Raw genomic sequence first — 14912 nt, forward strand, 5'->3', positions numbered from 1 at the left:
TCCTGCGCATCCGGCGACCAAGTCCGCGCATCCCCCACCAGATCACTCACACACCATCAACGAGCCTGCACCGAAAGCGTTTCGGATCAATAGGTTCGAGTCGCTCACCGCCTACTTGGAGGAGATGGCCGACGTTCTTGCAGTGCCGTCCCTGGCAACTGGTGACAAGCCTGGTCTGGTAAACGGCGTTCTGGTATGGGGGCCGCCTCGTAATGCTGCGGAACGTGCGTTGTGGGAGCCGATTACTGAGTGAGGCATGTGGGGGCGGCAGGTCGAGCCCACCCCCAGCTCGATGCACACCTTCTGCCCTTGTGCATTGGACTTGGAGCAGCTCCGCCGGCCGTCAGCAGACCGGACCGCCAAGGCTCCCGGGTCACTGCGGAAGATCTCCTGCTCGGTCTGGGCAACCGGATCGATGGTGGAGGACGACTGCGGAGCGGGGAAGGTCACGTACGGGCTGATGCGGAACTTCGCCCACGGCGACCAGTCTGTCTCGTACAGGGTGCCGTCGAAGGCGGAGGTGTGGAAGGTGTAGGTGACGCCCTGTTTCAGGCGCCCCTCGGGAACGGTGACCTCGGCGGTCCCTCCGGAGGGAATGAAGTCTGAGACGAGGACGCCGTAGCTGTTCTCGTCGGTGAGTTTGACCTGGTCCTTCGCGTTGCCGCTCGAGTCGGTAGTCCAGACCTCGAATGTCACGTTGCTCTTGTCGCCGTCGGCATCGGTCACCGTGTTACGCAGTACGGTCTCCGGGCTAGTGACAGTCCAGACGCTGTTCGCCTGCTTGAACTCCGGCCCTGCCTGCGGAGTTGTACCGGATTTTGGCCGGCTACCCGCAGCAGCCACCCGAAGTTCGGGTCCGGCTGCTGGACGCGTCGACGGCGCTGCGTTGGGGTCGCCGCTACCGATGGAGCCGGCGGCGAATGCAGGGCTGGATCCTATGAGGAGCGCGAGAGCGGCGCCTATGGCCGCCCGGCGCAGGAATCTCACTGTTCGTCTGCGTCTCAAGTCTGCGTTTCTCCCTGCGAGTTGGGCGAGCGACGTGACCTCGCTCGCTGTCACCCTGTCTATGCGGACCGAGACCACTCAGCAAGACCACTAAGTGGGACGTACACCTGGTTCCAGGACGTGTCGGATGTGACGATGGACACGGTTGCACGTCCCGCGATCACGGTGGTGTGAGGAAATCGTGCATCCGCACTGTGCTGGTGCCGGTGTGACGGTAGCTCTCAGGGCACCAGCGGCCGGGGAGCCCGCTGAACCATGTCGACGGACCTCAAGCCCTTCACTTCAGATCGGTTCCGGAGCGTCCCTGGACTGCGTCTACATACCGCTGGGCGGTATCAGGTCTCAGCCCGAAGACTGCCGCGATGTGCAGAGGATCGCGGACGCCCACGGCTTCGACTTCGTCCAGGATTCGGTCCTGCCGCAGGAGGTCGAGGCTGGCTTCCTGTCCACGCAGAGCATCTTCGAGCCACCACCGGCTGACCGGGCTGTCGTGATGGGCGGTCTGCTGGGTGATCAGTAGATGGGGGTTGGCCGTGCTCGGCCATCTGCGATTTCGGTGGTCGAGATAGCGCTGGATGGCTTGGTGGGTGAGGTCGTCGAGGGGACGGGACTGGCCCTGGACGGTAAATCGGCGGTTGGGCAGATCAGCATCCTCCAGAGCGAGAGTCTGGAGGTGTACGGCTCCGAGCGCATGATGGCCGGTCAGCACCGTCACCAGCCACGTTGCGGGAGTGTGCCTGATTACTCCGAGCTCTTCCAGGACGGAGGCCGGGAGTCGGGTCGGGATTCTCTGTCCCGGTCTGCGTGTGACGCTCCGGTCCAGTCGTCGCGTCGGATCAGCGAATACCTTCTGCTGGGCCTTGAGGTAGGCGAAGAGCGATCGCAGTCAGCCGGGTGTGCCCGTCGCCGCGGAACGGCGTTGGTGCTTCGAGGGCAGCGACGACCTCGGCCTTGGATATCTCAAGGAGCGTTCCATGTTCTGTCGACCAGAACAAAAGGGTCGGCCGGATCTGCAACAGGTAGTTGAGCGGTACCTCACCGGTGCGGGCATCGCGAAGTCCTCCGCGCGGATCTACCGGATCTCGCTGACGACGTGGGGGTGGATGCTCACCGGTGAACCGGCGCCGACCGGACCTGTCCGCCGGGGCGCGAAGCCGCCCGTCTTCCCCGTCGCCGCGATCGATGACCCGGCGCTGCCCGAGGTGCTGGCCGAGCTGGCGGCGGCGCGGGCGGACGAGATGGACGCCGAGACCGTCAACCGGGAGTTGTCCATCGCGCGCAAGGCGATCGGCTGGTGGCAGCGCCAGGGCTGGATCGAGTGCGATCCGACGATCGGCATCGAGCGGCGGCCGACGCCGCCGGACCGCACCAAGGCTCTCGCGGAGAATCAGATCGCTGCCCTGTGGCGCCTCGACGTCGCCCTCCGGGAGAAGACGCAGTGGAAGGTGCTCTACGAGTCCGCCGCCCGAGCCGACGAGGTGCTGTGCCTGAACGTCGAAGACCTGTACCCGCAGGACAAGCGCGGGAAGCTTACCGCCAAGGGCGGTGGCTACCGAGTGGATTCACTGGCAGTCCGGCACCGCCCAACTCCTGCCCCGGCTGATCGCCCGCCACACCCGCGGCCCGCTGTTCCTCACCGACCGCAAGGCGCCGGCCGGAACACCGACGCTCGACGTGTGCCGGGAGACCGGCCGGGCCCGGCTCTCCTACCGGCGGGCTGAGGAGATCTTCGAGGAGAACACCCGGCTGCTGGCCAACCCCCTCGCCTCACCCGACGACATCGACGACCTGGACGGCTGGACGCTCCACCGGCTCCGCCACAGCGCCCTCACGCACGACGCCGAGGACGGCACCTCCACCCCGATACTGCTGGCCCGCTCCCGCCACGCATCCGTCCGCTCCCTGGAGCGATACGCACGGCCCGGCGTCGACTCGGTCGCTCGGCACGTCGCCGAACGTGACCCCGCTGCACGTCGCCGCACGTAGATCCGAGCACATCAGGACTTCAAGATCATCCCGTTGCCCCTTTGGCGCGCATCTCGGTCATACCCCCACGGGCACTTTCCGGTCCTTCGGCTCGACAGGCGGGTGAGGGGGCGCGGCTCCGAGGGTTTCACGAGAGCACCACGGACGCCTCCTGTCCCCGGCCGCAGGGAAGGCCGAGGGGTACCGGGACGGGCGGCTACGGCACATCGAGGGCCGGAACGGCAGCGCGCCCCTGTTCATCGCCGGCGCCGTCAACGCCGGGAGGGACGCGTACGGCGAACGGTTCACCGCCGTAACCCGGTTCCCCTGGACCGGGTTACGGAAAAAATTAGCTTAGGCTACCCTTCATTGCGTGTCGAAATCCCCCAGGCTCATGCCCAAGCAACCCGGTCTGTTCCGCGGTGAAGTGATCCGCAGTGAGCGCTTCTCGCCCTCGATCCAGCGGGTGACGATCACCGGCGCCGACCTCAGCACCTTCCCGTGGCTGGGGTACGACCACTGGTTCCGGCTCTTCGTCCGCCTGCCGCACCAGCTCGAGTTCGTGCTTCCGGAGCTCTCCGGCGCGCGTTGGTGGGACCCCTACTTCGCCATTCCCGAGGACGTGCGGCCGCACTGCGCCAACTACACCGTCGCCGGCTTCCGCCCCGAAGCGGGCGAGATGGACATCGACTTCGTCGTGCACTGCGGCCCGGAGGGCGAACCCGAGGGCGCTGCGGCGATCTGGGCGTGTGCGGCCCTCCCCGGCGATCCGTTCGCCCTGCTGGACCAGGGGCTCATCTTCGACCGCCCGGAGGACGCCACCGAGGTGCTCGTGGTCGCGGACGAGAGCGGGCTGCCGTCGACCGCGGGCATCCTGCGCTCCCTCCCGCGCGACACCGTGGGACGGGTCATCCAGGAGATCCCGCTCGCCGAGGACCGCCGGCCGCTCGACGCACCGGCCGGCGTCTCCGTGACCTGGGTGGTCCGCGACGACGCGGCAGCCGTACCCGGCGCCGCCGCCCTGGAGGAGCTCCGCCGCCACGAAAGCGTCGACGAGGCGGGTTACGCGTTCGTCGTCGGCGAGTCCACGCTCGCCACCGAGGGCCGCCGCCACCTCGTACGCGCGGGCCTCCCGAAGGACCGCATCACCTTCTCCGGATTCTGGAAGAGCGAGAAGAAGAAGCAGGTCGCACGCGTCTGACGGGCGAGGGGAGCGGGTCCAGCGGCAGGCCGGGTTCCACAGGCCCTGGGCGCCGGTCCCCGACCGGTGGCGCGCGGCGGAAGTACTGGGCACGGTGGAGGCATGAGTCCGCCTGTCACCGTCCATCCGTGCGGCGCCGACGGTGGCCGCCGCGTCTCGGTCCGCACCGCGGGTGAGACACACATCCTCGGTATCGCCTACAGCGACACCGACGTCATCGAGTTCCTCCGCCGGGCCGGACTCGATGACGCCGAGCACCTCCTGGACGACCAGGGCTGGGTACGGTGGCGTGGCGGCCGGCCTCACGAGTGGGCCGCCGCGTAGAGCGGGACGGCCCCGGCAGAGCTGGCGCGCCTCGCATAAGCCCACCCATACCCTCACTTCACCTTGCATACGCAAGGACGAGAACCCTATCTTTGCACCCATGCAGTTCTATACGATCGGCCAGGCAGCGCGGCTGCTGGGCGTGAGCCCGGACACCGCGCGTCGGTGGGCGGACGCGGGCAAGGTGGCGACCCATCGCGACGAGAGCGGACGCCGGCTCATCGACGGCAAGGATCTGGCCGCCTTCTCGGTCGAGATCGCCGGCACCACCGGCGAGGCCGATGCCCCGTACACCACGGCGCGCAACGCCTTTCCCGGCATCGTCACCGCCGTGAAACTGGGCGATGTGGCGGCCCAGGTGGAGATCCAGGCCGGACCTCACCGGCTGGTCTCGCTGCTGACGCGTGAGGCCGTGGAAGAGCTGGGGCTCGAGGTCGGCATGGAGGCCACCGCCCGCGTGAAGTCGACCAACGTGCACATCGACCGGGCCTGACCGAGAGCAAACCCCGCGGGCGGCGGCCCCGGAGGCTCCGGGTGGGGCACGGCGCGCAGACGCGCCCGGAACGGCCTCCGGGCGCCCGCCCCCAGCTCCTCGGCGCGCGGCGGCCGGCCACACGGATGGCGTTGATCCCGCTGATGTGCCTGGCGCCGCAACGGTCCTGGGGGAGGACGAGCTGCGGCCCGGACAGGTCGAGCGGAGCGTCATCGATGCTCACCGCGAGCAGGACGGAAGCCTGCCCGAAATCCGGGTCGATCTCGGCCCAGGACAGCAGGACGTGGTGACCGTCCGCCCCGGACAACTCGATCAGGAAGCGCAGCCGGTCCTTGCGCCGGACAGGGTCGAAGCCGGGACCGGCGTCGCTGAGGACGTCGTGGAGCAGCGGCCCCGTGAAGCGATGGCACCGGAGGCCGCTGGTGGCACATTCGAAATTGACCCGCGCCAGACGCTGGGGCCAGGCCCGCAGGTGCGGCACCGTCAGCCGGGCAGGGCGTGCGAGGTCACCGGTCAGGGCGAAATCCGGCACCGGATCGATGGCCGCAATGGACTGGCTCATGGGCTACCCCCCTCCCACGAGACCGTACCCGCGCGGCGGACCCGTACAAACGCACATGCCTACCCCATCCACAGAACATCCCGCTCATGCGATGCCACGAGTGACTTCTCCCTTGAATATGCGGCAGTATGATCAGCAGATGCACACCCACCGGACCGAGGGAGACGGCCGCCCTGGCGGGCGCCGACCCGCCTCGGCGCCGGACCGGCGGCGCGGCACCGGACGCCGAGCGGGACGTGTGGGGCCACCGGACCACTTCCGGCCCCAACTCGCCTTCCCCGAAAGGGAATCGCACGGCTCCGAGCAGACGGCCGTCAGCTCGACGGGACGAGACCGCCTCTCGCGCCTCGTCACCGGGTCCGCGGGGAGCCGAAGCCCGGAGCCGGGGTTCCCGGCGGCAGCAGTGACCGCGTCGACCGGGGTGGTCGTCGAGGGAGGGAGGAACGGTCCACCGGACCGTTCCGAAGGACACGCAGCCGGACTCCTCACAGGAGTCCAGAGGGAGTAGACACGTGATGACCCGTTCCGCGCACCGGACCCTGCGGATGGCCGGTGCAGGCGCAGCAGCGCTGCTGGCTCTGAGCGCCTGCTCCGTCTCCGACGACGCGTCGTCCACGTCGGACTCCTCCAGCGGCGCCCCGGAGAAGATCTCCGGCACGGTGACCGTCTTCGCGGCCGCCTCGCTCAAGGAGAGCTTCGCGACGCTGGGCAAGGACTTCGAGAAGGCCCACCCGGGCACGAAGGTCACCTTCAGTTTCGGCGGCAGCGACAGCCTGGCCGCCGGCATCACGGGCGGCGCCCCGGCCGACGTCTTCGCTGCCGCCAGCGCGAAGACGATGGCCGTCGTCACCGACGCGGGCGACGCCTCCGGTACGCCCGCCACATTCGTGCGCAACCAGTTGGAGATCGCCACCCTGCCCGGCAACCCGGACAGGATCAGCTCACTCGCGGACCTCACCGGACCGGGCCTCAAGGTGGTCCTCTGCGACAAGACGGTGCCGTGCGGCGCCGCGGCCCAGAAGGCCCTCGACGCGAGCAGGCTGAAGCTCACCCCGGTCTCCTACGAGCAGGACGTCAAGAGCGCCCTGACGAAGGTCGAGCTGAAGGAGGCGGACGCCGCGGTCGTGTACAAGACCGACGTGAAGGCCGCGGGTGACAAGGTGGAGGGTGTGGAATTCCCCGAGGCCGCCGACGCCGTCAACGACTACCCGATCACACTGCTCGAGGACGCGCCCAACGCCGCGGCCGCCAAGGAGTTCATCGCGTACGTGCGGTCCGCCGAAGGCCAGAAGGTGCTGGCGGCGGCCGGATTCCTCAAGCCGTGACGAAGCGGGACGTGTCCGGGACCGTCACGGGTGCCGGCACCCGTGACGGCCGGCCGCGGCGCGGGCGCTCGCGGGCAGGCATCCGGGGACGGGCTCCCCTGCCCCTTCTGGTGCCGGCCCTGGCCGGCCTCGTGTTCCTCCTGCTTCCGCTGGCCGCCCTCCTCGTACGGGCTCCCTGGCGCGACCTTCCGGACCAGCTGACCAGCCCGGAGGTATGGGACGCCCTTCGGCTTTCCCTGATCTGCGCGACATCGGCCACGGCCGCCAGCCTGGTCCTCGGTGTGCCTCTGGCCTGGCTCCTCGCACGCACCGAATTCCCCGGACGCGGTCTCGTACGAGCCCTGGTGACGCTCCCTCTGGTCCTCCCACCGGTGGTGGGCGGCGTGGCACTGCTGCTGGCCCTCGGCCGCAACGGGGTCGTCGGGCAGTGGCTGGACTCGTGGTTCGGGATCACTCTGCCCTTCACCACCATTGGGGTCGTGATCGCTGAGACCTTCGTGGCGCTGCCCTTCCTCGTCATCAGCGTGGAGGGCACGCTGCGCGCCGCCGACCCGCGGTTCGAGGAGGCCGCCATGACCCTGGGTGCCTCGCGCTTCACCGCGTTCCGCCGGGTCACGCTACCGCTGATCATGCCCGGGATCGCCGCGGGTTCCGTCCTGGCCTGGGCGCGCGCGCTCGGCGAGTTCGGCGCGACGATCACCTTCGCGGGCAACTTCCCTGGCCGTACCCAGACCATGCCGCTGGCCGTCTACCTCGCCCTGCAGAGCGATCCCGCCGCCGCCATCGCGCTGAGCCTGGTCCTGCTCGCCGTGTCCGTCGCGGTCCTCGCGGGGCTGCGGGACCGCTGGATGACGGTGTCATGACCCGTCTCGCCCCTCTCCCCACGGTCTGCGCAGGACCGTCCGACCGCTGGATGGCCGCCTCATGACCCCTGTCGACAAAAAGCCCGGGTCAAGCCACGGCACGGCGGACGGTCTGGACACCCGTCTGGTCGTGGACCGCGGGGCGTTCCGGCTCGACGTGGAACTGGCCGCCGCTCCCGGCGAGGTCGTCGCACTCCTCGGGCCGAACGGGGCCGGCAAGACCACGGCCCTGCGCGCCCTCGCCGGACTCGTCCCACTGACGGCCGGTCATCTGCACCTCGACGGGGCTCTGCTGGACGGTACACCGCCCGAGTCCCGCCCGGTCGGCGTCGTCTTCCAGGACTACCTCCTCTTCCCTCACCTCACGGCCCTGGACAACGTCGCCTTCGGTCCCCGCTGCCATGGCGCCTCCAAGGCAGAGGCCCGGACACAGGCCGCGGAATGGCTCGACCGGATGGGTCTGGCGGAGCACGCCGCCGTCAAGCCGCAGCGGCTGTCCGGCGGTCAGGCGCAGCGGGTCGCTCTGGCCCGCGCCCTGGCGACGCGCCCCCGGCTCCTCCTTCTGGACGAGCCACTCGCCGCGCTCGACGCCCGCACCCGCCTCGACGTACGCACCCAACTCCGGCGACACCTGGCGGACTTCGAGGCGGTGGCCGTACTGGTCACGCACGACCCCCTGGACGCCATGGTGCTCGCCGACCGGCTCGTCGTCATCGAGCACGGTCATGTCGTCCAGGAGGGCGCCCCCTCTGACATCGCCCGCCATCCGCGTACGGACTACATCGCTCAGCTGGTCGGGCTGAATCTCTACAAGGGCCGGGCCGAGGGCCACACCGTGCGGCTGGAAGGAGGGCCACAGATCACCACCACCGAGGAGCTCACCGGCCCCGCCTTCGTGGCGTTCCCTCCGAGCGCGGTCACCCTCTACCGCGACCGGCCGACCGGCTCCAGCGCCCGGAACCTCTGGCACTGCGAGGTCGCGGGGCTCGAGACGCACGGCGACCAGATCCGCGCCGACCTCACCGGCGGGCTCCCCCTCGCCGCCGACCTGACGACCGTCGCCGCCGCCGAACTGGACCTGCATCCCGGAGTTGCGGTCTGGGCGGCGGTGAAAGCCGCACAGACCCACGCCTACCCCGCCTGACGGGAGAGCCGCAGCGGGAAGACCGGGGGCGAGGCCGAACCCCCTCCGGGCGCCGTGACCGCGGCTGTCTACGGCGAGACCTTCGGTTCGTCGGCCTCGAGTCCGCGCAGTGTCCACAACCCGTACAGAGCGAGCAGCGGTTTGACGAGCGTCCACTCACCAAGGCGGTAGTCATCCGCGCGCACGAGCCTCCGGGCCAGATCGGGACGCTGCCGCCGCAGATAGGCGCGGGCCTTGAGTGCGTGAGCGGGTTGTGAGGCGATCTTGATTCGGTCGACGTCTTCGAGCAGAGGGATCACGTTCGCGATGTTCTCCCAGGTCGAAGCGCTCCTGTCCTCGAGGACCGCTGTGCCGCCGAACCCCAGCACCGACTGTGCGTAGTCAGCCATCACCTGGGCCTCCGAGGCACCCCCGCTGGTCACACCACCGCTGAAGATCACGCGAGTGTCCCGTGCGCTACCGGCGTGGATGGAGCGAATTCCGGTACGGACCCGCTGGCGGTTGATGACGTTCGCCGTCGCTCGGGGGTTTCTGTAGCCCAGTACGACCACGGCCTCGGAACCGCCGGCACCGTCCCCCACGAGAGACCGGGACCACCTCCGGTTCAGCCACTCACCCCAGGCCAGGGTCGCAGCCCCAGCGATCGCCAGCCCTGCCCTTCGTCGCATGAGCCGACCCTAGATGAATGAGTCCAAGGCGTGTCGTTGCGATCAGTGATCGTAGGCTGTGAGTGATCGCTTGACGGGCTGTCCAGTTCGGTCGTTGTGCCAGATCGCCGCTGTGAGCGCGAGGATCCGGCACGAGACCCGGGCTGACACCCCTTCAGGGCTCCTGCCGCCGTGTCGTTCCAGGTTGAGCTGCCCCTTGAAGGTCTGATTGGTCGACCAGCCACACATCGTCGCTTCACGGTGAGGTATCGCGGGCCACGATCCGGATCATGCTGGTGAGCAGTGAGAACGCGGCGCGCAGCCGCTTGTTGTAGCCGGACTGCTGCGGCACACAGGGAAACAGGTAACCGAAGTCCCGCCCGACGCGGCGAAGCCGGCGCCGCTCAGAGGTGTATCCGAGCGGCGCCGACATGACCGCGAGTGTGATCAGCTCGGCGTCACTGAGCGTCGGCGTGATTCCGACGGCAGGCCGCCACGGTGCCGGCCGCGGCGAAGCCTTCAGTTCGTCATCAATCCGGGCATAGAGTGCCGTTGTGAGGGTGTCCAGGTCGTTAGTCACACATCGACGTTGGACGACCTGGTCCCATGTCCGCAGGTGATCCCTTGGACTCGTTCAGGGACCCGGGGCGGTGCCCACTGCGGTGACTATGCGGCGCGGTCATTCGCAGGGCCTGGGTGAGCCAGGGGTACACCGGGATCAGGTTCGGAACTACCTGCCAGCCGTTGACGATCCATACCAGCTGCCAGTACCGGTCCACCCTGGGATCGTGCGCCTCTTCGAACTGCTGCGCCATCCAGTCCCGGAATTCCGTGTCAGGGGTGCGCGCGAACACCTCGGCGAAGCGGTGCACGAGGTCGTCGATGACGGGTGCGGCTCTGTTGCTGAGCGGGTCGATGCACGACTTCCGCGCCTCAGCCACCTTCTGACGGGTGAACTCCATCAGCTCCTCGCCGGCATCGCGCTCGATGTCGAGCGGGCGCCCGGCGGCCTGGCGTACGGCGGTCCGGCGCATCCGGGCACGGAAGTCCTCGTCGCTGATCAGCTCGGCGAGTTCCACCCACGCGGCAACCTGTTCGCCGGTCGGATCATCGGGGAGGTCGGGCGTGGCGGCGCGAACCATGGCCACTGCGCCCGGGTCGGCGTCCACTGTGCCGAAGGTGCCATCCATGAAATCGTCGATCAGTCGTCGGCGTTCTTCGCCGGACAGCTGCGTGAGCCTGTGCATGAGCTTGGTCTCCTCGGGACCGGACCCGCGTCTGGCCACGACTCGCAGAACGCTCCGACGCAGTTGCAGCATGCGGATCTGGACGTCCATGGCGTCGGCGTGCGCCGCGGCGACTTCCGCCACCGAGAGCTCGCGGTCCAGTACCCGTTGAATCGTGGGCAGGTCCATGCCCAGCTCTCGCAGTGTGCGGAGGAGTTCCAGACGAAGCAGTGCGTCGAGGTCGTAGAGCCGATAGCCGGCGGGAGTACGTGTGGTCGGCGCCACCACCCCCGAATCGGAGTAGAACCGGATGGTCCTCACAGACAAGCCGGTCCGCCGGGAAAGCTCCCCGATCGAGTAGAGGGTCGTCACGTCCATGTCCCCCACTCTGCTGTCTCCAGTCACTGGAGACTCAAGGCCATTCCCCAGCGGGTCCCCGACGAGATGTCCTCCGATTTTACTGAAGCATGAGTCGCGTGATCTCCGCTGACCGCCAGGTTGAACAAGCACGCCGTGCACGCGCGGGGGCGAGCGATGGCAGCGACATGCGACACCACTCGCTGGCGGCCTACGGCTACGAGCCCTTGGACTCCATCGTCTAGGGCGAAACACGCCCTTGGGCACCCGGGCACGAGCGGCGGCGATGCCCGCCACCCGGTCCCCGCCCCATGACCGTGGATGTCGGACACGAAGCAGCGCGTCTGTCCGGCGCCCCCCGCTCCGCGGCCGGACGAGCGGCGCCGCAATCAGCGGCTGCGTAATCCGTGATCCCCCTCGCGCGCCGTCCGGACCTGAGCACGGTCCTGCGGGCCGGGCCGCCCGCACTGCGGGAACCAAGGGACGGTTTCCGGCCGTTGGGCGGCTGATCCGGCCCGGCACTGTCCGATTGCTCCCCTTGTCGGGCAAGCTGTCCATGCCATTGGATGTCCCAGCTCACTCTTCAGCTCATCAAGGAGACGTCATGTCCGAGACCCTCCCCCTCGACCCCGGGAAGACCGCACTCGTCCTGATCGAGTACCAGAACGACTTCACCAGCGAGGGCGGGGCACTCAACGGTGCGGTGGCGGAGGTGATGGACAAGACGGCCATGCTGGCGAACACCGTGGCACTCGCCGGGGCCGCGCGCGCCGCAGGCGTCACCATCATGCACGCCCCCATCACTTTCGCCCCAGGCTACGGCGAACTGTCCCGTCACCCGTACGGCATCCTCAAGGGGGTCGTGGACAGCTCCGCGTTCGTCAAGAACACCTGGGGTGCGGCGATCGTGGACGACCTCGCCCCGGCCGAGGGTGACATCGTGATCGAGGGCAAGCGCGGCCTCGACACCTTCGCCAGCACGAACCTCGACTTCATCCTGCGGAACAAGGGGATCGACACGATCATCCTCGGAGGCTTCCTCACCAACTGCTGCGTCGAGTCGACGATGCGCACCGGGTACGAGAACGGCTTCCGGGTCATCACTCTGCCGGACTGCGTCGCCGCCACGTCCCAGGAGGAGCACGAGAACGCGATCAGGTTCGATTACCCCATGTTCTCGACGCCCATGACGTCCGCCGAAGTCATCGCAAGCCTCTGACCCACCCAGCGGTCGTACCGGTACTCCTTCGGCCCGGCTGGACGGCTGACGGGCTGCCCCCAGAGCACGGTCACGTCCCGCCCACGTCCGCGGGGACTCGGGCGCCCTCGAAGCCGGGTTCCCCTGGCCAGTACCGCAGAACGGTGAAGAACCGGGGGCATCTTGATCTGGCCACCACGACCGCCCATCAGGGGAGTTGGTCGCGCGCTTGAAGGATCTCGGGGGCCAGAGGCCGTGTGGAACCGCGTCCACCTGGACGTCCGCTCCCACGCCGATGACGACCTGGAAGCAGAGGAAGCCCGGCTGCGTGCCCTGGGTACCGTCGCCCCTGGGATCGACGGTGCCCTGGGTGCAGTCGCCCCCGGGGCCGACCAGTCCTCGATCGCCTGGACGGTTCCGGCCGGCCCTGCAGGCAACGAGATCTGTCTCCTCGCTCCTCGCTGATCCCGGGCAGCGGCTCCGGTCGTGTGCGACGCGAGGTGCGTGGGAGTCGTGAAGGGTTCGCGCACGGATCACGGGATCCGGGCGCCGAGGCGGAAGTATCGGAGAGTTCACTCGGCGCTTCGAGCAGGTCGGGCGCCGACCCATGCGAGGGGAGACCGATCAACGATGCTCACTCCGGTACGACGCAGGGTACGGACGGCCGCGCTCGCGCTCTCGGCAGTGGCGGCCCTCGCCTTCGGCACGACGGCCACGGCAGGCGCGACAGGCGCGACAGGCGCCGCGACGGCCCCCTCCCCCACTCCCGCGAAACAGGGTCCGACCTCGGTGGCGTACGTCGAGGTGAACAACCACAGCATGCTCGATGTGGGCGAGTACACCCTCGCCGATGGCGGCGACAACGTCTTCGACGTCGCCGTGATCTTCGCGGCGAACATCAACTACGACACGGGCACCAAGTCGGCGTATCTGCATTTCAACGAGAACGTGCAGCGCATCCTCGACAACGCCGACACGCAGATACGGCCCCTGCAGCAGAAGGGCATCAAGGTCGTCCTCTCCGTGCTCGGCAACCATCAGGGCGCCGGCTTCGCCAACTTCCCTTCCCAACAGGCGGCTTCCGAGTGTGAGTAGTTGGCGTACAGGAAATCCCGGTGAGAATGATCTTGTTTGACTACTCGGTCTCCGTGACCTGGAGGACTCGTGCGTGGAACGGCCTTACGGCACAGCGGTACAGCCGTTAACGCTAAGCCGGTGATCATGGGATCGAGGCAGGTCGTGGGCGGGATTACCCCAGCTCGGCGTTCGGGTGGGGCTGGGCCTGGAGCCGTTCGCGGAGGTCGATCTCTTCGGGGGTGAGCGGGTCCTCGGCCCGGCGGATGCGTACGGGCTTGGGCCGCAGCGGCAGGCCGTCGTTCACCGCGGCGCCCTCGGCTTCCGCAAGCGCTCGGTACAGCGAGGCGACCGACGGCGACTTGCCCGCGTTCTTCCCGGCCTTGATCGTCAGCTTCTTCGCGATCTCAGGGACGGGCACGCCCCTGTCCTTGAGGGCGACGGCGAAGGTGAGCATGTCGTCGTCGATGACCTTCGGGCGTCCGCCGTGGTTGCCCTTGGCCGCCGCGGTGACCTGGCCTTCGAGGGTCTTCTCCCGGATGTAGTTGCGCTCGATCTGCCCTGCGACGGCGAGCACGGCGAAGAACATGGCGCCCATGCCGTTGGGGTCGTAGATCCCGGTGAGCGGTCCGGTGAGGAGTTCGAGCTGGATGCCGCCGGCCTGGAGGTCGGCGGAGAGCGTCATCAGCTCGGCGGCGTTCCGGGCGAGGCGCTTGAGCTCGTGCACCGTAAGGATGACGGGCGTCTTGGGGGCGGCCTCCTTGAACTGGTGGGCCAGCGCGAGCGCCTTCTCCAGTTCGGGCCGCACTTTCACCCGGGTGCTGATCTGCTCCTTGAAGACCTTGTGGCACTGGGCGCGGTGAAGGGCTTCGAGCTGGCTCGCCAGCTCTTGCCGGGCGGTCGATGTCCTTGCGTACCCGATGCGGACCGGGCGCTCGGTGCGGGGCGCGGGCACGGCGGCGAGCGCGGGGCCCTGCTTCCACGCGCGGCCGGGGTGGCGGTCGGCGGGGACGAGGACTTCGAGTTCCTCGCGGAGCGCGGGGACGAGGACGAACCTGGGGGTGTGGTACTTCGCGGCGGTCTTCCCGCCCCGGGTGCGGCAGGCGCTGCCGGCGGGCGCGTCACAGTTCGGGCAGTCGTGACGCTCTACCGCAAGTGCCGCCTGATCGGGCGTGAGATCCATGCCGGGAGTCTCTCAGAAGTGCCTCGCACAACACGCTGGTTTCGAGAGGCCTTTTGCGAACGGCGACCTGCGGAAACGAGATCGCCTTCGGGGCTGTCGCAGAACTCTCACAGATGGTCATTTATGAGAGTGACCATGTGTGACGTCTGTGCGGGAGGTCGCCCTTCCTCCGGTCAGGCGGGTACAGGGGCGAAGGTGACCGCGCCCCTGCCGACCCGCGGGGGGGCCCCCGGGGGGGGGGGCCCCCGCGGGGGGGGGGGGCGGGGGGGGGGGGGGGGGGGGGTGGGGCCCCCCGCGGGCCCCCGCCCCGGCGGCGCCCACGAACTCCAGAGCGGCGTGGAGGGG

General features: G+C 68.8%; 15 protein-coding genes and 3 pseudogenes. 11 read left to right on the top strand and 7 right to left on the bottom strand.

What is annotated here, in order from left to right; translation table 11 throughout:
• Nucleotides 1-111: 111 nt before the first annotated feature.
• Together ACIRJR_RS36800 and ACIRJR_RS36805 are read right to left on the bottom strand one after the other, a co-directional pair.
• Nucleotides 112-726 (bottom strand): hypothetical protein, encoded by a 615-nt coding sequence (locus tag ACIRJR_RS36800; RefSeq protein ID WP_403789101.1) that lies wholly within the window; start codon nt 724-726, stop codon nt 112-114.
• A gap of 556 nt (nt 727-1282) precedes the next feature.
• A complete protein-coding gene (locus tag ACIRJR_RS36805) occupies nt 1283-1720 on the bottom strand; it encodes a hypothetical protein (RefSeq protein ID WP_403789103.1) in 438 nt (145 codons plus the stop codon).
• Between the two features lie 181 nt (nt 1721-1901).
• Here ACIRJR_RS36805 and ACIRJR_RS36810 point away from each other — a divergent pair, with 181 nt between their 5' ends.
• The 5 genes from ACIRJR_RS36810 (at nt 1902) to ACIRJR_RS36830 (ending at nt 4988) form a co-directional block, all read left to right on the top strand.
• Nucleotides 1902-2726, top strand: coding sequence for a hypothetical protein (locus ACIRJR_RS36810; RefSeq protein ID WP_403789105.1), 825 nt, complete (start codon nt 1902-1904; stop codon nt 2724-2726).
• Entirely contained in the window at nt 2680-2991 is a 312-nt protein-coding gene (locus ACIRJR_RS36815) for a site-specific integrase (protein WP_403789107.1), read from the top strand. Before ACIRJR_RS36810 ends, ACIRJR_RS36815 begins: the two co-directional genes overlap by 47 nt.
• Nucleotides 2992-3343: 352 nt before the next feature.
• Nucleotides 3344-4171, top strand: a complete 828-nt coding sequence (locus ACIRJR_RS36820) for a siderophore-interacting protein (RefSeq protein ID WP_403789109.1) — start codon at nt 3344-3346, stop codon at nt 4169-4171.
• Nucleotides 4172-4273: 102 nt separating this feature from the next.
• A complete protein-coding gene (locus ACIRJR_RS36825; protein WP_403789111.1) occupies nt 4274-4495 on the top strand; it encodes a hypothetical protein in 222 nt (73 codons plus the stop codon).
• A 100-nt stretch (nt 4496-4595) separates the two neighbouring features.
• A complete protein-coding gene (locus tag ACIRJR_RS36830) occupies nt 4596-4988 on the top strand; it encodes a molybdopterin-binding protein (RefSeq protein ID WP_403789113.1) in 393 nt (130 codons plus the stop codon).
• A gap of 112 nt (nt 4989-5100) precedes the next feature.
• Here ACIRJR_RS36830 and ACIRJR_RS36835 read toward each other — a convergent pair.
• Nucleotides 5101-5550: pseudogene (locus tag ACIRJR_RS36835) on the bottom strand (molybdopterin-dependent oxidoreductase); the annotation flags it as partial.
• Between the two features lie 515 nt (nt 5551-6065).
• On the opposite strand from ACIRJR_RS36835, the gene modA reads away from it, so the two are divergent.
• The 3 genes from modA (at nt 6066) to ACIRJR_RS36850 (ending at nt 8882) form a co-directional block, all read left to right on the top strand.
• The gene (gene modA, locus ACIRJR_RS36840) at nt 6066-6875 is read left to right on the top strand and encodes a molybdate ABC transporter substrate-binding protein (RefSeq protein ID WP_403789115.1); all 810 of its coding nucleotides are present in this window, start codon (nt 6066-6068) and stop codon (nt 6873-6875) included.
• Nucleotides 6872-7738 carry an ABC transporter permease gene (locus ACIRJR_RS36845; RefSeq protein WP_403789117.1) on the top strand — a complete coding sequence of 289 codons (867 nt, stop codon included), beginning with the start codon at nt 6872-6874 and terminating at the stop codon, nt 7736-7738. The genes modA and ACIRJR_RS36845 overlap by 4 nt, the downstream gene beginning before the upstream one ends.
• Before the next feature lie 61 nt (nt 7739-7799).
• Nucleotides 7800-8882 carry an ABC transporter ATP-binding protein gene (locus ACIRJR_RS36850; RefSeq protein ID WP_403789119.1) on the top strand — a complete coding sequence of 361 codons (1083 nt, stop codon included), beginning with the start codon at nt 7800-7802 and terminating at the stop codon, nt 8880-8882.
• A 68-nt stretch (nt 8883-8950) separates the two neighbouring features.
• Here the strand turns inward: ACIRJR_RS36850 and ACIRJR_RS36855 are convergent, their stop codons facing one another.
• The 3 genes and pseudogenes from ACIRJR_RS36855 to ACIRJR_RS36865 form a co-directional block, all read right to left on the bottom strand.
• Nucleotides 8951-9550 carry a YdcF family protein gene (locus ACIRJR_RS36855; protein ID WP_403789121.1) on the bottom strand — a complete coding sequence of 200 codons (600 nt, stop codon included), beginning with the start codon at nt 9548-9550 and terminating at the stop codon, nt 8951-8953.
• Nucleotides 9551-9592: 42 nt separating this feature from the next.
• A pseudogene (locus ACIRJR_RS36860) lies at nt 9593-10109 on the bottom strand (hypothetical protein).
• A complete protein-coding gene (locus tag ACIRJR_RS36865; protein WP_403789123.1) occupies nt 10102-11133 on the bottom strand; it encodes a MerR family transcriptional regulator in 1032 nt (343 codons plus the stop codon). Before ACIRJR_RS36865 ends, ACIRJR_RS36860 begins: the two are co-directional and overlap by 8 nt.
• A gap of 583 nt (nt 11134-11716) precedes the next feature.
• On the opposite strand from ACIRJR_RS36865, the gene ACIRJR_RS36870 reads away from it, so the two are divergent.
• The 3 genes and pseudogenes from ACIRJR_RS36870 to ACIRJR_RS36880 all read left to right on the top strand — a co-directional run.
• Nucleotides 11717-12331, top strand: coding sequence for a cysteine hydrolase (locus ACIRJR_RS36870; RefSeq protein ID WP_403789125.1), 615 nt, complete (start codon nt 11717-11719; stop codon nt 12329-12331).
• 234 nt (nt 12332-12565) lie between these two features.
• A complete protein-coding gene (locus tag ACIRJR_RS36875; RefSeq protein ID WP_403789127.1) occupies nt 12566-12775 on the top strand; it encodes a VOC family protein in 210 nt (69 codons plus the stop codon).
• Nucleotides 12776-12940: 165 nt separating this feature from the next.
• Nucleotides 12941-13393: pseudogene (locus ACIRJR_RS36880) on the top strand (chitinase); the annotation flags it as partial.
• 166 nt (nt 13394-13559) lie between these two features.
• Here ACIRJR_RS36880 and ACIRJR_RS36885 read toward each other — a convergent pair.
• Nucleotides 13560-14567, bottom strand: a complete 1008-nt coding sequence (locus tag ACIRJR_RS36885; RefSeq protein ID WP_403789129.1) for a recombinase family protein — start codon at nt 14565-14567, stop codon at nt 13560-13562.
• Between the last annotated feature and the right edge of the window lie 345 nt (nt 14568-14912).

The sequence above is a fragment of the Streptomyces sp. NPDC102402 genome, assembly GCF_044765765.1.
Lineage (GTDB): Bacteria > Actinomycetota > Actinomycetes > Streptomycetales > Streptomycetaceae > Streptomyces.

Coding starts and splice junctions, on each gene's coding strand:
- ACIRJR_RS36825 (WP_403789111.1), top strand. CDS start 4,274: ATGAGTCCGCCTGTCACCGTCCATCCGTGCGGCGCCGACGGTGGCCGC.
- ACIRJR_RS36830 (WP_403789113.1), top strand. CDS start 4,596: ATGCAGTTCTATACGATCGGCCAGGCAGCGCGGCTGCTGGGCGTGAGC.
- modA (WP_403789115.1), top strand. CDS start 6,066: ATGACCCGTTCCGCGCACCGGACCCTGCGGATGGCCGGTGCAGGCGCA.
- ACIRJR_RS36850 (WP_403789119.1), top strand. CDS start 7,800: ATGACCCCTGTCGACAAAAAGCCCGGGTCAAGCCACGGCACGGCGGAC.
- ACIRJR_RS36855 (WP_403789121.1), bottom strand. CDS start 9,550: ATGCGACGAAGGGCAGGGCTGGCGATCGCTGGGGCTGCGACCCTGGCC.
- ACIRJR_RS36865 (WP_403789123.1), bottom strand. CDS start 11,133: ATGGACGTGACGACCCTCTACTCGATCGGGGAGCTTTCCCGGCGGACC.
- ACIRJR_RS36870 (WP_403789125.1), top strand. CDS start 11,717: ATGTCCGAGACCCTCCCCCTCGACCCCGGGAAGACCGCACTCGTCCTG.
- ACIRJR_RS36885 (WP_403789129.1), bottom strand. CDS start 14,567: ATGGATCTCACGCCCGATCAGGCGGCACTTGCGGTAGAGCGTCACGAC.